At 64.8% G+C, this 16,191-nt stretch carries 19 protein-coding genes; 16 read left to right on the top strand and 3 right to left on the bottom strand.

Annotation, left to right across the window (positions count from 1 at the left end; translation table 11 throughout):
• Window positions 1–197: 197 nt before the first annotated feature.
• Together E2481_RS16605 and E2481_RS16600 are read left to right on the top strand one after the other, a co-directional pair.
• Entirely contained in the window at window positions 198–557 is a 360-nt protein-coding gene (locus tag E2481_RS16605) for an ArsR/SmtB family transcription factor (protein WP_136718286.1), read from the top strand.
• Window positions 550–1,395: an arsenite methyltransferase gene (locus E2481_RS16600; protein WP_136718285.1), complete on the top strand. Its 846-nt coding sequence runs from the start codon at window positions 550–552 to the stop codon at window positions 1,393–1,395. The genes E2481_RS16605 and E2481_RS16600 overlap by 8 nt, the downstream gene beginning before the upstream one ends.
• Before the next feature lie 525 nt (window positions 1,396–1,920).
• Here the strand turns inward: E2481_RS16600 and mobA are convergent.
• Window positions 1,921–2,562 carry a molybdenum cofactor guanylyltransferase gene (mobA, locus tag E2481_RS16595; RefSeq protein ID WP_136718284.1) on the bottom strand — a complete coding sequence of 214 codons (642 nt, stop codon included), beginning with the start codon at window positions 2,560–2,562 and terminating at the stop codon, window positions 1,921–1,923.
• Between the two features lie 522 nt (window positions 2,563–3,084).
• Between mobA and E2481_RS16585 the strand changes: the two genes are divergently transcribed.
• The 14 genes from E2481_RS16585 (at window position 3,085) to E2481_RS16520 (ending at window position 15,356) form a co-directional block, all read left to right on the top strand.
• Entirely contained in the window at window positions 3,085–3,744 is a 660-nt protein-coding gene (locus E2481_RS16585; RefSeq protein ID WP_136718282.1) for a helix-turn-helix domain-containing protein, read from the top strand.
• Window positions 3,745–3,782: 38 nt separating this feature from the next.
• Complete coding sequence (locus E2481_RS16580; RefSeq protein WP_136718281.1) at window positions 3,783–4,055, top strand: CDGSH iron-sulfur domain-containing protein; 273 nt, start codon at window positions 3,783–3,785, stop codon at window positions 4,053–4,055.
• 231 nt (window positions 4,056–4,286) lie between these two features.
• Window positions 4,287–4,616, top strand: a complete 330-nt coding sequence (locus E2481_RS16575) for a carboxymuconolactone decarboxylase family protein (RefSeq protein WP_136718280.1) — start codon at window positions 4,287–4,289, stop codon at window positions 4,614–4,616.
• Between the two features lie 97 nt (window positions 4,617–4,713).
• Window positions 4,714–4,947 (top strand): 4Fe-4S ferredoxin N-terminal domain-containing protein, encoded by a 234-nt coding sequence (locus tag E2481_RS16570; RefSeq protein WP_136718279.1) that lies wholly within the window; start codon window positions 4,714–4,716, stop codon window positions 4,945–4,947.
• A 1-nt stretch (window position 4,948) separates the two neighbouring features.
• Window positions 4,949–7,705 (top strand): molybdopterin-containing oxidoreductase family protein, encoded by a 2,757-nt coding sequence (locus E2481_RS16565; protein ID WP_136718278.1) that lies wholly within the window; start codon window positions 4,949–4,951, stop codon window positions 7,703–7,705.
• Complete coding sequence (locus tag E2481_RS16560; RefSeq protein WP_136718277.1) at window positions 7,705–8,580, top strand: 4Fe-4S dicluster domain-containing protein; 876 nt, start codon at window positions 7,705–7,707, stop codon at window positions 8,578–8,580. The genes E2481_RS16565 and E2481_RS16560 overlap by 1 nt, the downstream gene beginning before the upstream one ends.
• Window positions 8,577–9,869 (top strand): NrfD/PsrC family molybdoenzyme membrane anchor subunit, encoded by a 1,293-nt coding sequence (gene nrfD, locus E2481_RS16555; protein WP_136718276.1) that lies wholly within the window; start codon window positions 8,577–8,579, stop codon window positions 9,867–9,869. The genes E2481_RS16560 and nrfD overlap by 4 nt, the downstream gene beginning before the upstream one ends.
• Window positions 9,866–10,558, top strand: a complete 693-nt coding sequence (locus E2481_RS16550) for a TorD/DmsD family molecular chaperone (protein WP_136718275.1) — start codon at window positions 9,866–9,868, stop codon at window positions 10,556–10,558. Before nrfD ends, E2481_RS16550 begins: the two co-directional genes overlap by 4 nt.
• Window positions 10,559–10,560: 2 nt before the next feature.
• Complete coding sequence (locus tag E2481_RS16545) at window positions 10,561–10,941, top strand: hypothetical protein (RefSeq protein WP_136718274.1); 381 nt, start codon at window positions 10,561–10,563, stop codon at window positions 10,939–10,941.
• Window positions 10,938–11,999, top strand: a complete 1,062-nt coding sequence (locus tag E2481_RS16540; RefSeq protein ID WP_136718273.1) for an Mrp/NBP35 family ATP-binding protein — start codon at window positions 10,938–10,940, stop codon at window positions 11,997–11,999. The genes E2481_RS16545 and E2481_RS16540 overlap by 4 nt, the downstream gene beginning before the upstream one ends.
• Window positions 12,000–12,080: 81 nt before the next feature.
• Complete coding sequence (locus E2481_RS16535) at window positions 12,081–12,590, top strand: molybdopterin-dependent oxidoreductase (protein WP_136718272.1); 510 nt, start codon at window positions 12,081–12,083, stop codon at window positions 12,588–12,590.
• Window positions 12,591–12,596: 6 nt separating this feature from the next.
• A complete protein-coding gene (locus tag E2481_RS16530) occupies window positions 12,597–13,493 on the top strand; it encodes an extracellular solute-binding protein (RefSeq protein ID WP_136718271.1) in 897 nt (298 codons plus the stop codon).
• Window positions 13,468–14,265, top strand: a complete 798-nt coding sequence (locus E2481_RS16525; RefSeq protein ID WP_136718270.1) for a molybdate ABC transporter permease subunit — start codon at window positions 13,468–13,470, stop codon at window positions 14,263–14,265. The genes E2481_RS16530 and E2481_RS16525 overlap by 26 nt, the downstream gene beginning before the upstream one ends.
• A complete protein-coding gene (locus E2481_RS16520; RefSeq protein WP_136718269.1) occupies window positions 14,265–15,356 on the top strand; it encodes an ABC transporter ATP-binding protein in 1,092 nt (363 codons plus the stop codon). The genes E2481_RS16525 and E2481_RS16520 overlap by 1 nt, the downstream gene beginning before the upstream one ends.
• A 116-nt stretch (window positions 15,357–15,472) precedes the next feature.
• On the opposite strand, the gene E2481_RS16515 is transcribed toward E2481_RS16520, so the two are convergent.
• Together E2481_RS16515 and E2481_RS16510 are read right to left on the bottom strand one after the other, a co-directional pair.
• Complete coding sequence (locus tag E2481_RS16515; RefSeq protein WP_136718268.1) at window positions 15,473–15,850, bottom strand: winged helix-turn-helix transcriptional regulator; 378 nt, start codon at window positions 15,848–15,850, stop codon at window positions 15,473–15,475.
• A gap of 67 nt (window positions 15,851–15,917) precedes the next feature.
• Window positions 15,918–16,190: a hypothetical protein gene (locus E2481_RS16510; protein ID WP_136718267.1), complete on the bottom strand. Its 273-nt coding sequence runs from the start codon at window positions 16,188–16,190 to the stop codon at window positions 15,918–15,920.
• Window position 16,191 lies beyond the last annotated feature (1 nt).

Below are 16,191 nucleotides of genomic sequence, written 5' to 3'. Positions count from 1 at the left end.
TGAGCCGACGCATAATTCGAGATGAGGAGCCGTTGTCGTGCACAGACTCGGTTCCTCATTCCTCCCGAAAAATAACCTCGATAAGCCGCCGCTGTCACGCGGTTCTTCGCTTAGCTAAAGACGGATGGATTCTACAGTTGCGAATGGTTCCGTCGAGGAAAACATATTAGTATTTGCTTGTATAAGCTGAACCTGATATGGTAGAGGACGCGATCGTTGACGGAACCGCGGAAGGGACTGCTCCCTGCTGTGCACCGCCCGGTGATGTTGACTCAGATACGATGGCGACGGATCTCCAAGTGCTGACCGCGATGGGGAACGACACGCGATACGAGCTGCTTCGCCGAATCGCGAACGCCGACGACGGCGTCTGCGTCTGTGATCTCGAAGCCGCAGTCGGCGTCAGTCAAAGTGCCGTCAGCCAAGCACTCTCTCGCTTGTACACCGCACAATTGGTCACGCGCCGCAAGGAGGGGTCTTGGCGGTACTACGAAACGACTGAAACGACCTCAGCCCTCCTCGAAACGCTCGACGACCTGCGAGGAACCTATGAGTAACGATACTGAGACAGCGACCGGTGACCCCGATCCCGAGGAGACGCGTCAGATGGTGCGCGAACGCTACGGGACTATCGCTTCGGATGACCAAGACTGCTGTGGCGATGTCGGCATCGATGTCACCGACGACGGTGGGTGCTGTGACGGCGACACGGACGCGACCGGGAGCGAACGCCTCGGCTACGACGCGGACGACGTCGCGTCGGTCGCCGACGGTGCGGACCTCGGCCTCGGGTGTGGAAACCCGAAAGCGTTCGCCGAGATGACGCCCGGCGAGATAGTGCTCGACCTTGGCTCCGGTGCGGGCTTCGACTGCTTCCTCGCTGCACAGGAGGTTGACCCGGACGGACACGTCATCGGTGTCGACATGACCCCGGAGATGGTCTCAAAAGCGAGAGAGAACGTGACGAAGAACGACGCCGACAACGTCGAGTTTCGTCTCGGCGAGATTAGTCATCTCCCCGTTGCTGACGCAACCGTCGACGTCGTCATCTCGAACTGCGTCGTCAATCTCGCCCCGGAAAAACAGCGCGTGTTTGATGACGCCTACCGGGTCCTCAAGCCCGGCGGCCGCCTCGCCATTTCAGACGTCGTCCAAACCGCGCCGTTCCCGGACGATGTCAAGATGGATCCGGACTCGCTGACTGGCTGCGTCGCTGGGGCCTCAACGGTCGACGCCCTCGAAGCGATGCTCGACAGTGCCGGCTTCGAAGCAATCGAGATAGAGCCCAAGGACGAGAGCACCGAGTTCATCAGTGACTGGGATGCGAACCGGGACCTCGGTGACTACCTCGTATCTGCAACCATCGAGGCCCGGAGACCACCTCGCGACGTCTGACTCACTTCGAGTACTGCTGGGTTCGACTACTCAAGCATTCTTGCAGGCGAATTAACCGAACCCCTACGAATCATCAAACCGATCGAGAACCGTCTGATCTGGCTTTGGTGAATCGCCGGATAGCGTCGGGTTTGGCTGTAGAACGTGTGGTGTGATTGCCCCAGATGAGTACCGATTGCGGTCGCTATGAGCGTAACTACCGTTGAAACCAACCCCGAAGAGGAATCTCATCGTAATCTTCCCCGTCTCAAAACCCCCAATGCGGACGCCGTCTAGCGATTCACCAGAGCCATTTTGTCTGTAACACGGGCGTTTTTCCGCTTCAAGCCCCTGTATTGAGAGGACTGCTCCTCTCCATGGTTCGACGGATATGTCCTCCACTCACCGGATAAGAAGTTATATCGAGTGATGATTCACTGCATCAATGTCTTCACTGCGGATAGTGCAGCATTTTACGTTATGACGAGCAGGCCTGGAGACGGAACTCCGCCCCGGGCTACACCCTCGTAACCGCTCCAGGCCGGTTCAGTTCACGCTGTTCGATTCAGCCCCATCGTCAGCCATCAATGCCGGGAGTTCTTCGGGGGTGTTGACGTCTGTGAAGGCCGTTTTAGCTGCCTTTCCGACCACACGGTATTCGGGTATTTCGACCAGGTCGAGTCGATCGAGGACATCGCGGAGGCTCCCAGACGCGTTCCTAACCGCGTCATTTGCAGCCCGTCGAGTGGGTTCCGTGGCGAAGACGGAGTGAGTCGGCTGTGGCGCTCCGTCGACGTACGGAACGGCCCCGTCTGCACCATTCACCTCCTCGAACAACCAGTCCAGGAACGCCGCGTCGACGAAGGGCATGTCACAGGCGACGACGGCGACCATCGGCTCAGATACGGCGTCGAGCGCGGTCCGTAATCCAGCTGCGGGTCCCTTATCCGGTTCTGGGTCACAGACGAACTCGACGTCCGTCGCTGTCGAAGCCAGCGCGCGCTGGAAATCCTCCAGTTGGTCTCGCCGACAGTTCACGAGCACCCTATCGACTGCGGGAGCTACCCCCGTTACGACATGCGCGAGAAGTGCTCGTCCATTCAGGTCCGCCAGTGCCTTCTCCTGTTCGCCGAACCTGGTCGAGTACCCGCCCGCAAGCACGACGCCCACCCGTTGCTTGGAACCCATTCTGGGTCACCTACAGCGTTGTGGGCCTGTACCGGCACGTCCCCACTCTCGAAATTCCGGTACGACGGGCCAGCCGTCGGCCGACGTGATACACGACGTCACTCCGGCACCGCCGGCCCGAACGAGTACGATAGGACGGCACTCCTTCTGTCGTTCGACCTCCCGCAGACGCTGACCGGCCGCCGAGAAGCGCGTCACGCTGCCGAAGCCACCGTCGCTCATACTGAGGCGTCCGTCTGCGCCGACAATAAGTCCCGCCATCCGGACGTCCCACGGCGGACGGCGACTGCAGTTCGGTGTCCCACCGTCAGAATATTCCCGGCCCAGTAGCGGGGGTGCAGGAGGTGCTGCTGCATCACAGAACCGGCCCCGTCGAGGTTGGCGAGGACGGCATCGACCGGCTGAGAAACGAAGTTCCGCTGTTCAAGCGAGAAGTGACGGTCTCCGACAGGGGACGTTCTCAGAACGCAGGAATCTAGTGTAAAGGTATTACCTGGTTCTGCGTACGTTCTACCAGGAACAATGACTGGGGGTACTAATCCAACGAGAACACGGCGTGACCTGTGCGTCGTGTTCGAGGTCGAGCCAGCCCCCGAGAGCCACTGTCCCCTCGGCAGTTTCGACGGGCAGGTCGAGGAGGTCAGACACCAGCTCGTCGGGGACGAGTGCCACACCGATACGACCGTCCAGACCGACGAATGTGCGTGCCCGTCGGATCAGGCGTGTACCGAAGTCGTGCATTCGACGAGCGACGTCGATGCGACGTGTCTCTGTACCGTGTTCGGAGAGTTCAAGTGCGTTCCGCAGTTCGTCGACGTCGTCGACGGACGACTCCTCGTCGAGACGTACCTCTCGGACCGCGAGCGGCTCTCGGACCTGGTCGACTCGCTGAAGGAGAGCAGTGAGCGGCTCCGGCTCCGACAGCTGAAACGGATCGACACCGGAGAGGCCGAACGAAGCGAGAACACCGTGACACTCGACCTCCACGAGATCACGGAGAAACAGCGCGAGGCGGTCGCAAAGGCTGTCTCTGAAGGCTACTACTCGACACCGCGTGAGACGTCCGTCGACGAACTCGCGGACGACTTCGGGATTTCGACGTCGGCACTGTCACAGCGGCTGAAGGCCGTGGAGTCGAAACTCGCCACCGCCACGTTCGCTCAAACGAGTGTAAACGAGTGAACCACGGGCATTACCTCGACGGGTCCTAACGTTCTCGTATGAGTCGGTTGGTGGAACTCGACGCGACTGGACCGAGGAAGCTCGACGAATCGGACCTCGACCCTGAGAAGGGAGACGTCGCCGTCTGTCAGTGCGGTCTCTCCGAGGACTTCCCGTTCTGTGACGGGTCACATCGCGCGACGAAAACGGAGACAGAGGGCGTCTGTTACCGGTACGTCGAGACCGACGGCGACGAGGTGCACCGCCGGGAGGTCGAAGACGTCGCATACGCGGCAACGGATTCGGGCGATAGCGACGAAACAAGCGAGTGAGGCGTGCAGGAGACCCGGATCAAGTCCGGTCCTGATTCGAGCGTTCTGTATCCGACGACAGCGGCCTCTCTCTCGGAGATTCGCGTCGGCGTCCGGTCGCTGCCGTGACGAGGCCGCTGTCGGACACAGCCTCGCTTCCGTTTCGGCGGGGAGTGGTGTATCGTTCGCCGCCTCCCACAGTTGGAGAACCTACGCGAGCCCTTTTCAGTTCGGTCCCCGAACGTGTCTGATATGACAGACAAGACCGACGACCCGACCGACCTGCCAGCAGCCGCCAGCAGTGTCGCCGAGACGTACCCGGACGTGTGGGACGCGTACGCCGAGCTCGGGAAGGCCTGCTCGGAGGCCGGGCCGATAGACGGCGAGACGAAGCGTCTCGTGAAACTCGCGCTGGCTGTCGGCGCCCAGTCGGAGGGCGCCGTCCACTCGCACGTCCGCAGAGGCCTGGAGGAAGATGTCGACCCCGAAGCACTCCGACACGTTGCGATGCTCGCGACCCCGACGATCGGGTTCCCGAAGTCGGTCGCGGCCCTGACGTGGATCGACGACCTCGCGGACTGACCGGCCCGCCATCACTTGTTTTTCCGCCGACACCAACTTATAAAAGCCTTCGATATTCAGCGCGAGTGGTAGGGGGGCGTCTAGCTACTATCCTAGTATGAGGCCCGACCATGGAGAACCACCAGACATCGAGGACGACGAGTTCGACGAGTGGGCAGAAAATCGCCTCTCCGACGTCGAGCAGGACACGGAACTCGGCAAGGAGATGGGGAAAGACGCGATCCGGCTCGCGCGCGGCGAATTGACCCAGGAGGAGTTCAACGAGAAGTACCACGACGCGGTCGTCGAGGAGTTCGGCGTCGACGACCGACCGACGAGGACGGAGGACTAACATGGAACGCAACGATTCCGGGAACCTCGAACTGACGCGTCGCGACGCGCTGAAAACAGGAGGCGCGGCAGCCCTGGCGCTCGGCATCGGCGGAAGTGCGAGCCACTTCACGTCTCTCGGGGGCGCCCAGTCGGACGGCGCCGCTCTCGAGTACGAGGAGGTGCCGACGGCCTGCTGGATCGGGAAGATGGACTGTTCGGCCACTGCGAAGAAGGTCGGCAACCGGGTAGTCAAGTACGAAGGCAACCCCGAGGACCCGCGGACTGAGGGCTCGCTCTGTCCGAAGGGCCAGGCACAGATCGAGCAGGTCTACAACCCCTACCGGATCAAGGCCCCGTTGAAGCGGACCAACGAGAAGGGGCAGCACGGCGAGTGGCAGGAGATCAGCTGGGACCAGGCGATGGACGAAATCGGCGAGGACCTGATGGACAAACTCGAGGACGACCCCCGGCGGGTCGTCTTCCAGGTCGGCCGGAAGAAGTCCCCACAGTGGCAGGAGGACGCCTGGGTGACCGGCACGAGCAACAAGTACGGCAGCATGGAGAAGTACGGCCACGGTGCCACCTGCTCGGACTCGGGCTACCGCGGTCAGGAGCTGATGTTCGCGACTCACGGGGTCTCGGAGACCGACTTCGAGGACTGCGAGTTCTTCATCGGCTGGGGCCACAACATGACCCAGGGCGGCGGTGCCCACCTCTGCCAGATCACGTGGCCGAAGCAGATTGCGGACGCCCGCGACGACCAGGGGATGGAGACCGTCGCGATCGACCCGCAGCGCCGTAACTCCGGCCCCTACACCGACCAGTGGCTCCCGATCGAGCCCGGGACGGACATGGCGTTCTGGCTGGCGTTCAACAGCGTCCTCGTCCGCGAGGGGTACATCGACGAGGAGTACCTCACGACCGCCACGAACGCGCCGTGTCTCGTCGCCACGGAAGGCGACAAAGAAGGCCACATCCTCCGGACCGACGACGCCCAGGACCCAGGCGAGGAGTACACCTGGGCCGACGGCGAACTGGTCTGGGACGAGGCGGCAGGCGAAGCGGTCGCCCACGAGGCAGCGTCCGCGCCGGAGAACGTCGCGCTGGAAGGCACCTACGAGGTCGACGGGACCGAAGTCAAACCCGGCTTCCAGCTGTACCTCGAACACATCCAGCAGTACGACCCCGAGTGGGCCGCCGAAATAACCGGAATCGACGCCGACACCATCGACGAACTCGCCGTGAAGTGGGGCGAGAACGCGAAGATCGGTGCGACCGTCGAGGTCGACGGCGTCGAGATCCCCTATCGGCCGGTGGGGATGCACGGCTACCACGTCGCCCAGCAGGAGATGGGCGTCCAGACGACGATGGCTCACTACCACGCCGCGATGCTGGTCGGGGCGATCGATGTCGTCGGCTCCACGCGCGTCCGGAAGGCCAAGTACGACGGCCCCAAGGACTACCGACAGCCGTTCCGCGACCAGGCGTTCCACCCCGAGAAGATCACGCCCAACCCTGACGGCCCCGACCTGGCCGGGAGTATGTTCCACCCCATCTCGTCGACGGGCTACTCCCAGAACCACGTCAGCCAGAACAACCCCGAGAAGTTCAACCTCCCGTACGAGCCGGGAGAGATGGCGTGGATCGTCCAGATGGCCAATCCGGTCATGATGGCGCCTCGGACGGACACCGTCGTCGAGAGCATGAGCAAGGTCGACACGACCGTCGTCGTCGACCCCTGGATGAGCGAGACGGCCGACGTCGCCGCCGACTACGTGCTGCCGGCGGCGACCGCCGACAAGCTCCAGGGCCCGACGGGCGGCTGGAACGGCTACGCCGACATCGAGCACATCCGCTTCCCCTCGATGGACCCGCTCTGGAACAGCAAGCCCGACGCCGAGATCTTCATCCAGATGGCGAAGGCCGTCGACGCCTACGAGGAATACGTCGCGGACATCAACTCCGAACTCGGCCTCGACGGCACCGAGTACGCCTACTCCGGGGCCGAGGAGACGCCGGACGACCCCAGCGAGTTCCTCCGTGACGGCCTCGACCGCTGGGCCAAGACCAAGGGCAAGAGCCTCGAGTGGTTCCGCGAGGGCAACGTCATCACCAACGAGTGGGAGGTCGGCGACGGCAACCGCTACGCGTACACGTGGGGGATGGACAACGGCTACGGCGAGTTCAATCCCTACGACGCCAAACACGAGTTCTACAGCGAGACGCTGTTCCGCCTGGGCGAGCGCGTCGACGAACTGATGGCCGACTCGAAGTTCGACGACCCCAAGTCGGAGCTACCCTACATCCAGGACTACACCGCGTTCCCGACCTGGCGGCAGCCGACGATGTTCGACTCCCCCGACGAGTACGACCTGACGCTGTTCAGCTGGCATCAGATCGAACAGAAGCAGTCGCGGACGGCGAACAACAAGCTGCTCAACGAGATCACGCCGCGGAGTTCGATCCGGCTGAACCCCGAGGACGCCGACCGCATCGGCGTCGAGAACGGCGAGGAGGTCGTGCTCGAAACCCACGACGCCCAGAACGACGAGAGCTACCAGGTCGAGGGCGTCGTAATGATTCAGGACGGTGTCAAGCCCGGCACGGTTGGCGTGCCCGGCCACCACGGCTCCTGGAAGGACCCCGAGACCGATGCGCTCGACGAAGGTCCGAACATCAATAGTGCCATCCCGAGCGGGCCCGGCTACATCGGCCTGGACAACGGCCAGGCGTTCCAGGTCCGTGCGAAGGTCGAACCCAAAGGAGGTGACAGCTAATGACACAACTTGGCATGGCCATCGACATGGAGCGGTGTTACGGCTGCCGGGCCTGCATGGAGGCCTGCAAGGTCGAGAACAGCACGCCCCGCGGGGCGTTCTGGATGCACGTCTTCCGCTTCGAGGAGGGCGAGCACCCCAACACGGAACAGACCAACATGCCCCGGCCGTGCCAGCACTGCTCGGAGCCGTCCTGTGCGGCGGCGTGCCCGACCTCGGCACGGTTCAAGCGCGAGGAGGACGGCATCGTCCTCACCGATTACGACCGCTGTATCGGCTGCCGGTACTGCGAGATCGGTTGCCCGTACGGCGTCAACTACGCGCAGTTCCAGCACCCCGAAGACGGCCAGTACGGCTACGGCCACTCGGAAAGCGGTGGCGACGACACCTTCGGGTCGGGCAGTCTCGCCGACGCACTCGGCGACGACAACGCCGACGGCGGGAAGCCGCCGTGGCACGACCCGATCCACGACCAGGGCGTCGAGCCCCGGGGGACGAAGATGTCGGGCCCGCAGCCCGAGGGCGTGATGAGCAAGTGTACGATGTGTGTCCACCGCCAGGACAACGAAGAGCGCGGCCAGCAGGGGACGACGGCCTGTCAACAGACCTGTCCCGTCGACGCCATCAAGTTCGGCGACATGGAGGACCCCGGGAGCGAGCCGCGCCAGCACCTCCGGGAGAAGTCCTCTTCATCGACGTTCAAGCTGCTCGAAGACCGGGGTACCGAGCCGAACATCGTCTACATCGGCGACGAACCCAGCGACGACGCCCGCACCATCGAGGGTGCGGACACGTTCAAGGACCCCGAGGAGGCAATCGAGATCGAAAACAACCCACCTGAGACTCGCTCCACGGACGTGGAGGTGAACCAATGAGCACTCCATCCGCGCGGAAACGGCTCACCGAACCCTTCGAGTCGACGAGCAAGATCTACTACGGCCTCGTCGCCGTCGCGGTCCTGCTCGTGCTCGGCATGGTGTACAGTTTCGTGACCGTCCTCACGGAGGGGCACGCCATCACCGGCCTGAACAACTGGGGGACCGACGCTGGCGTCCCCTGGGGGCTGGACATCGGCGCGTTCACCTGGTGGGCCCTGATGGGCGTCGGCGCCATCGCGCTGTCGGCGATCATCCGGGTCTTCGAGATGGACGACTACGAGCCCTACGCCCGGGTCGGGGAACTCGTGACGCCGCTGGCGTTCCTCGCGAGCTTCCTGCACATCGTCTTCGACCTCGGGCAGCCGTTCCGGGTGTTGAACACCCTGCTGTACCTCCCGCTCGAGTCGCCGATTGCCTGGGACGTCATCCTGCTCGCCGGACTGGGCCTGCTCTCGGTCGCCTACCTGATCGTATCCGTTCGTCGAGACATACACGAGCTACACCGGGAGGACGACGTCCTTCCGTCGGTCCTCGCACCCGTCTACGATGCCCTGCTGATCAGCTACGATGATTCGCGGACGGACAGCGACAGTCGGGGCCTCCAGTGGTGGCTCGCCGCCGCGGTACTGGTGTTCATTCCCGTCGTCGGCGGCGGCGTCGTGCCGTTCGTCTGGGGGCCGTTCGGCGTGAACATCAACTGGTTCGGCGCCATCCAGGGGCCGACGTTCCTCGCCGGCAGCATGACCGTCGGTGCCGCGGCGCTGCTGTTCGTCGCCGGTGTCCTGCGGTTCGCCTACGGCCTCGACGACGTGTTCACCGACGAGACGCTCCGGCGGCTCGGCGTGTTCACCGGCGCGTTCGCGTTCACGTACCTGCTGGGCGTCTTCTACGAGGTCCAGACGGGAACGTTCGCGGCCGACATGGCCGACCCGAACGTCTCGATGCTCGTCTTCCAGGGGCCGCTCGCCCCGCTGCTGTGGCTCGCCGTCGCGGCCGTCGTGATTCCGACGATCTACCTGGTCGGCCAGCAGGCGCTCGGTCGGTTCAGCCTCGTCGGGACGGTCCTCTTCGCCGGCGTAATGCTCGTCGGCGTCCTCCACCAAGAGACGTGGCTCACCGTCGGCGGCCTGATGTACCCCGACCTGGCGTACCCGGTGGGCGAGTACACGCCCTCCATCTACGAGTGGCTGAACCTGATGGGGACGACGGCACTGGTCGGATTGGGGCTGCTCGTGTTCACAAAAACACTCCCGGTCGTCACGACCAACGGAGTCGAAGAAACATGACGACGAACGACGGCAACACTGGCGCCGGGCGGGTCGCGGCCGAGAATGCCGACGCACGCGCGTCCGAAATCGTCGGCGACAGTGGACTAGACGCTCGCGTCTACCGGGTGTTGGGCGAGCAGCTCCTCGTCCTGCCCGACCGCGACCGGGCCGAAGCCGTCGGGATTTGGGCCAGCGAGTGGCAGTGCAGCGCAGACTCCCTGCCAATCGAAATCGAGACGGCCCTGGAGCGAATCCAGGAGGGCGCGACCGCCGACGTGGAGGCGCTTCGCGAGGCGTACACGCACCTCTTCCGGGGGGTCTCCGAGCGAGCACCGGACCCGCCCTACGAGTCGATGTACGTCGACGGGAGCTTCTACAGCGGGACGACGACCGAGATCAGGAAGGGGTACCGCTGGGCGGGCGTCGACGTCGACGACTCCCACGGCAACGAGCCGCCGGACCACCTCGGCCTCGAGTTGCAGTTCCTCGGGGAACTGGTCGCAATGGAGGACACCGACAGGGGGCCAGACGAACCCGACCTTGACGATGCCAGGTGGTGGCTGCTCGACGAGCACCTGACCGAGTGGCTACCGACCTATCACGCTCGCCTCCAGCAGGAGGACCCGCACAAGTACTACGCCGGACTGCTCGACCTGGCGCTCGCAGTCGTCACGGCACACCACAACGCGCTCGCGGAGGGCCGGTGACCATGCTCGACGTACCGAACCACTACGAGATCGAGTTCGACGTGTCGGGCCGCCACCGGGACACCTTCGACGACTGGCTGTCCGGCGAGGCCGTCGCGTGGCTCAGCCACGACAGGGTGGCCTCCTTCGACGTCTTCCAGAACGACACGGGTCTCTCGCCGGCAGTGAAGTTCGTGTTCGGCTTCGAGACGCTCAGGGACTGGGCGGCGTTCGTCAACAGCGACGAACACGAGGCCGCAATGGAGCGCTTCGAGACGTTCACCGACGACCGGGAGGCCGTACTCTGGCAGCGTGCGTCGGTGAAACTGGACGAAACGCCCGACCGACCGATCGGCGACGGCGGTCGACACGACGCAACCGAACGGACAGTGATGACACAATGACAGACGACGTACGCGACCGGCTGGCAGCGATCGACGACCCGCGATTCGACGACAACCTCGTCTCGCTCGGACTCGTCGGAGACATCGAGATCGAGGACGGAGTCGCACACGTCCCGCTCGCGCTCGGGGCGCCACACGCGCCGACCGAGACGGAGATTGCGGAGCAGGTCCGGGAGGCCGTCCGCGAGGCGGGCTACGAGCCGTCGCTCTCGGTTGAGATCGACGACCAGACGCCAGCGGGCCTCGTCGAGGACGCCCCGAACGTGATCGCGGTCTCCTCCGGGAAAGGTGGCGTCGGCAAGAGCACCGTCGCAGTGAACCTCGCGACGGCGATGGCCCAGCGCGGGGCGTCGGTCGGCCTGTTCGACGCCGACGTGTACGGGCCGAACATCCCCCGGATGCTCGGCGTGCACGAGCACCCGGGGATGGCCGAGGACGACGAGACGATCATCCCGGTCGAGCACTACGGGATGAAGCTCATGAGCATCGGGTTCCTCGTCGGCGAGAACGACCCCGTCATCTGGCGCGGGGCAATGGTCGACAAGGTCCTGACCCAGCTCTACCACGACACCGATTGGGGTGACCTGGACTACCTCGTCGTCGACCTGCCGCCGGGCACCGGCGACGCACAGCTGACGATGCTCCAGCAGATGCCCGTCGTGGGGTCTGTCGTCGTGACGACGCCCCAGGACGTCGCGCTGGACAACGCCCGCAAGGGCGTCCGGATGTACGACGACCGCGACGCCCGCGTGCTCGGTGTCGTCGAGAACATGAGCACGTTCGTCTGCCCGGACTGCGGGAGCGAACACGACGTCTTCGCCGCGGGCGGCGGGGAGAAGCTCGCCGACGACTACGACCTCTCACTACTGGGACGGATTCCGCTCGACCCAGCGGTCCAGCAGTCCGGCGAGGACGGCGAACCGGTCGTCCTGTCGGACACCGAGTCCGCGGCGCTGTTCGAGGACGTTGCGGGACGGGTGATGGACCGCGTCGGCGAGATCAGGCGGGAGTCACACCGGCTAACAGCGAACGCACGAAACGCACCACCTGCGCGGTGAACACGCGCCTCGAAACCGTGACCGACCACGATCAGATCGGGCTGAAGCCGACAGCAGTCGGACCCACCGAAGGAGAGATAGATGCACGGTGACCATTCGGAGACGATGACGGCGACCGAACGCGACGACCGAGAGACGGTCGACCCAGACGTCGCCGACCGGGACGGGGTTCTCGTCGACGGCGAGACACCCGTATCGCTACCGGCCACCGTCGAGGCCGCATCCGAGCAGTTCGAGGCGACGACTCGGACCATCGGGTTCGAGTGTGCCTCAGGCGACTGGCTCGAAGCGGAGTGGACCGGCGTTCCGCTTGACCCGGTGCTGGAGGCGGCGTCGATACCGCCGGAGACGACCCACGTGCTCGTCGCGGCGACCGACGGTTATCGGGCGTGCGTCGCCGTCTGGGACCTCGGCGGGGCGATGCTCGCCTACGACGCCGTCGACCGACCGACCAGCGACTTCCCGCGGTTCGTCTCGCCGTCAGTCGACGGTCCACGGGCGGTCAAGAACCTCGCCAGCGTTCGGCCAGTCGAACTGGACCCCCACGAGGACCCCCAAGACTACGAGGAACTGTATCTAGATGAGACGTGACGGCCCATGACGCACGCACCAACCCGCCGCACAGTGCTCGCCGGGACGGCAAGCCTGGCGGCCGGGCTGGCCGGCTGTGCCGGCGTCGGCGGTCGGTCAGAGCCCATTTCGGTCCTCGCCGCGGGGAGCCTCCAGAACGCGCTAACGAATGGACTACGGGACGCGGTAGACGCCGACCTCACTGTCGAGGCGTACGGCTCCCGGCACGCGGCACAGCTCGTCGCCGAGGGCCAGCGCGACCCGGACATCCTCGTGCTGGCGGACGTTGAGCTGTTCGAGAGCGTGCTCTCGACGCCGTGGTACGCGGCATTCGCGAGCAACGCGCTCGCCGTGGCGTACAACCCCGACACCGAGGCCGGACGGCGCGTCCCCGAGGCTGACCGGTGGTACGAGCCGCTGCTGTCCCCGTCGTTCCGACTCGGGCGGACCGACCCCGACCTCGACCCACTGGGCTACCGCACGCTGCTGGCGTTAGAACTGGCCAGCAAGTACTACGACGAGCCGGACCTCCGGACTCGGGTCATCTCGCGGAAGCAGGTCTACCCGGAGACGCAGTTGCTCGCGCAGTTCGAGACCGGTGGTCTCGACGCGGCGGTCGTCTACCGAAACATGGCCGTCGAGCGGGACTATCCCTACGTGGAACTGCCGGCAGCCGTGAATCTGAGCGCGCCGTCTCTGGCGGACCGCTACGCGACTGCGACGGTGACCCTGGACGACGGAACAACGGTCACTGGCAGCCCAATCGCCTACGGCGCGACCCTCCGTACCGACAGGTCGGCGGCCCGGTCGGTCTTCGAGACGCTGGTGGCATCGACCGACGACTACCTCACCGACCACGGGTTCGTGCTCCGTGACGCGCACCCGACCTATCACGGGAATGTTCCGGACAGAATCAACAACTGAGACGGAACGGCAGACGGGCTGGTTCGTCGTTGGCGCGAGCCTCGGCGTCCTCCTGTTGCTGTACTATCTGGTACCCCTAGGCGCGTTGGTGTTCGCGCAGTCCCCGGAGTCGGTCGCGGCGCAACTGGGAAGCGCTCGCGTTCTGTCGGCGGCGCGCAACTCCCTGGTGACAGCGACCGCCAGCACGGCCCTGTCTGCGACGTTCGGACTGCCGCTGGCGTACTGGCTGGCGCGCACCGACGTCCGCGGAAAGAACGCCGTGCTCACGCTGGTGCTGTTGCCGCTGGTGTTGCCCCCCATCGTCAGCGGGATGTTGTTGCTGGAGGTAGTCGGTCCGAACGGTCTCGGCGCGTTCACCTCGCTGTCGTTCACGCGATCGCTGCTCGGCATCGTGCTCGCGCAGACGTTCGTCGCCTCGCCGTTCTTCGTGGTGACGACCAAAGCTGCCTTCGAGAGCGTCGACCGACACTACGAACACGCCTCGCGGTCGCTCGGCAAGTCCCGGAAAACCACGTTCCGGCGAATCACCCTACCGCTGGCCATCCCCGGAATCGTCGCGGGTCTGACGCTGACGTTCGCGCGGGCGATAGGCGAGTTCGGCGCGACGCTGATGATGGCGTACTATCCGCGGACGCTGCCGGTCCAGATCTGGCGGTCGTTCCTCAACGACGGACTGAACGCGGCGTTCCCCGTCGCGATAGTGCTCGTCGCTCTCGCGCTGGGCGCACTGCTGGTCATCAACGCGTTCGGACGCAACCCCTGGAGGCACTGATGCTGGAACTCACCGACGTCCGGAAGAGATACGGCGCGTTCGAGCTCGGCCCCGTGAGTCTCGCCGTCGAGGACGAAATCCTGTCGGTGCTGGGGCCGTCGGGCTGTGGCAAGTCGACGCTGCTGTCGGTGGTCGCGGGCATCCAGTCGGCCGACGGCGGGGGCGTCGAACTCGACGGGACCGACCTCACCGGGCTGCCGCCCGAGCGGCGCAACGCCGCGTACGTCTTCCAGGACGGTGCACTCTTCCCGCACATGAGCGTCCGCGAGAACGTCGCGTACGCAGCGGTCGACGATGCTCGCGTGGACGAGCTCGCGGGGACGCTGGAGGTGGGCGACCTGCTCGACCGGGACGTCTCGACACTGTCGGGCGGCGAGCGCCAGCGAGTCGCGCTCGCGCGAGCACTCGCGTCCGAACCCGACGCTCTCCTGCTGGACGAGCCGCTGGCGAACCTGGACGCGCCCATCAAGCGGCGGCTCCGGTTCGAATTACGGGACGTACTGGCGGCGCTGGACATCCCCGTCGTCTACGTCACCCACGACCAACGACAGGCGACGACGATGGGCGACCGCATCGCGGTCATGCGGGACGGGACCGTCAGGCAGGTCGGTACCGCGGAGGAGATATTCGAGCGGCCGGCCTCGACGTTCGTCGCGGAGTTTACCGGCAGTGTCAACCTCTTCGAGGCGGACGTGCTCAACCGTAACGACGACGCGCTGTATCTCGGCTGGGGCGACGCCGTCGTCGAGGCTCCCGCGTACGACGTCGCGGGCGAGCGCGTCTACTTCTGCATCCGGCCGGAGTACGTGATGATTCTCCGCGAGGACCGCCCGATCGACGAGCGGGACAACGTCCTCGCCGGAACGATCACTCGACGGGTCTATCAGGGCGACGACTACGTGGTCGCACTCGACGTCGACGCCGTCGAGGACCCCGTCGAGATACGGCTGCCGACGCCGGTCTACGAGCGCCTCAATCTCGCCGACCGCGACCGGGTGCGCGTCTCGCTGAAGAAACGCGCGATCCACGTCATCGACGACGCCGAGGGGATTCGAGAAGACCAGAGGACGCGTTTCGATGGGGGCGACTGAATGCGCGATTCAGACTAAATCCGGTCATTCTCTTCCGGAAGTTCCCCCTCAACGAGGGGAATGGGTGCTGGCAGGACAGGGGAGCGAATCACGCTGTTCGGGAACCGTCGGCGCGGCTACTGGACTGTCACGCACTTCGACGAGTCGGCCGTCGACGCACACTCGCTTCCATCGGAGCACTCCACGAGATCGACGAGCCCCTCCATCTGTTCTAAGACACCGACGAACTCCCGGCCGTCTTCGGTCAGTTCGTACGTCGTCGAGGGTGGCGTCGTCGATTCGACGTGTTTGTCGACGAAGCCGTGACACTGGAGCTCTTTCAGTCGCCGCGAGAGCATCGTCGCCGTCACGCCGTCGATGGAGCGCTGCATCTCGTTGAATCCGTACTGTCGGTCCGAGAGCAGCCGCAGGACGTGGAACGCCCACTTCGAGCCGAGGACCTCTCGAAGCTGATGCCACGACTCCTGCCAACCGGACACGTCGGTCGTCGTCATACCCGCTAATGGGCGTGCAGACACTCGAAGGTGTCGTCAATCGGGTGGCCGCCGTCGGCCGTCGCGCTCACTCGTCGTGGAGGTGTACCCGGGGACAGCCGTCGGGAGCGAGATTCATCCCCTCCAGGTTCGCCAGCGGACAGCCACAGCGTTCACACGTGAACTGTTCTTCGCCAGTTGCGACTTCCAGTGCTCTCGTCTCCAGCCGAGCGAGTCTGTCGACGACTGCACGACCCGTTCCGTCCTGGCCAGCCACGAGATGTGGACACGCTGTATCGACGTCCGGATGCGTTCCCCTGCAGATAGCCTGATCGAAATCGTCGACACGAGTCTTACTCATT

The organism is Halorientalis salina (assembly GCF_005049285.1).
Lineage (GTDB): Archaea > Halobacteriota > Halobacteria > Halobacteriales > Haloarculaceae > Halorientalis > Halorientalis salina.
Note: the sequence above shows the minus strand (reverse complement) of the source record. Positions and strands in the feature narration are given on the sequence as shown.

What these genes read in the sequence shown, in the direction of transcription:
- E2481_RS16605 (WP_136718286.1), top strand. Translation starts at nt 198, where the DNA reads ATGGTAGAGGACGCGATCGTTGACGGAACCGCGGAAGGGACTGCTCCC.
- E2481_RS16600 (WP_136718285.1), top strand. Translation starts at nt 550, where the DNA reads ATGAGTAACGATACTGAGACAGCGACCGGTGACCCCGATCCCGAGGAG.
- mobA (WP_136718284.1), bottom strand. Translation starts at nt 2,562, where the DNA reads ATGGGTTCCAAGCAACGGGTGGGCGTCGTGCTTGCGGGCGGGTACTCG.
- E2481_RS16585 (WP_136718282.1), top strand. Translation starts at nt 3,085, where the DNA reads ATGACTGGGGGTACTAATCCAACGAGAACACGGCGTGACCTGTGCGTC.
- E2481_RS16580 (WP_136718281.1), top strand. Translation starts at nt 3,783, where the DNA reads ATGAGTCGGTTGGTGGAACTCGACGCGACTGGACCGAGGAAGCTCGAC.
- E2481_RS16575 (WP_136718280.1), top strand. Translation starts at nt 4,287, where the DNA reads ATGACAGACAAGACCGACGACCCGACCGACCTGCCAGCAGCCGCCAGC.
- E2481_RS16570 (WP_136718279.1), top strand. Translation starts at nt 4,714, where the DNA reads ATGAGGCCCGACCATGGAGAACCACCAGACATCGAGGACGACGAGTTC.
- E2481_RS16565 (WP_136718278.1), top strand. Translation starts at nt 4,949, where the DNA reads ATGGAACGCAACGATTCCGGGAACCTCGAACTGACGCGTCGCGACGCG.
- E2481_RS16560 (WP_136718277.1), top strand. Translation starts at nt 7,705, where the DNA reads ATGACACAACTTGGCATGGCCATCGACATGGAGCGGTGTTACGGCTGC.
- nrfD (WP_136718276.1), top strand. Translation starts at nt 8,577, where the DNA reads ATGAGCACTCCATCCGCGCGGAAACGGCTCACCGAACCCTTCGAGTCG.
- E2481_RS16550 (WP_136718275.1), top strand. Translation starts at nt 9,866, where the DNA reads ATGACGACGAACGACGGCAACACTGGCGCCGGGCGGGTCGCGGCCGAG.
- E2481_RS16545 (WP_136718274.1), top strand. Translation starts at nt 10,561, where the DNA reads ATGCTCGACGTACCGAACCACTACGAGATCGAGTTCGACGTGTCGGGC.
- E2481_RS16540 (WP_136718273.1), top strand. Translation starts at nt 10,938, where the DNA reads ATGACAGACGACGTACGCGACCGGCTGGCAGCGATCGACGACCCGCGA.
- E2481_RS16535 (WP_136718272.1), top strand. Translation starts at nt 12,081, where the DNA reads ATGCACGGTGACCATTCGGAGACGATGACGGCGACCGAACGCGACGAC.
- E2481_RS16530 (WP_136718271.1), top strand. Translation starts at nt 12,597, where the DNA reads ATGACGCACGCACCAACCCGCCGCACAGTGCTCGCCGGGACGGCAAGC.
- E2481_RS16525 (WP_136718270.1), top strand. Translation starts at nt 13,468, where the DNA reads ATGTTCCGGACAGAATCAACAACTGAGACGGAACGGCAGACGGGCTGG.
- E2481_RS16520 (WP_136718269.1), top strand. Translation starts at nt 14,265, where the DNA reads ATGCTGGAACTCACCGACGTCCGGAAGAGATACGGCGCGTTCGAGCTC.
- E2481_RS16515 (WP_136718268.1), bottom strand. Translation starts at nt 15,850, where the DNA reads ATGACGACGACCGACGTGTCCGGTTGGCAGGAGTCGTGGCATCAGCTT.
- E2481_RS16510 (WP_136718267.1), bottom strand. Translation starts at nt 16,190, where the DNA reads ATGAGTAAGACTCGTGTCGACGATTTCGATCAGGCTATCTGCAGGGGA.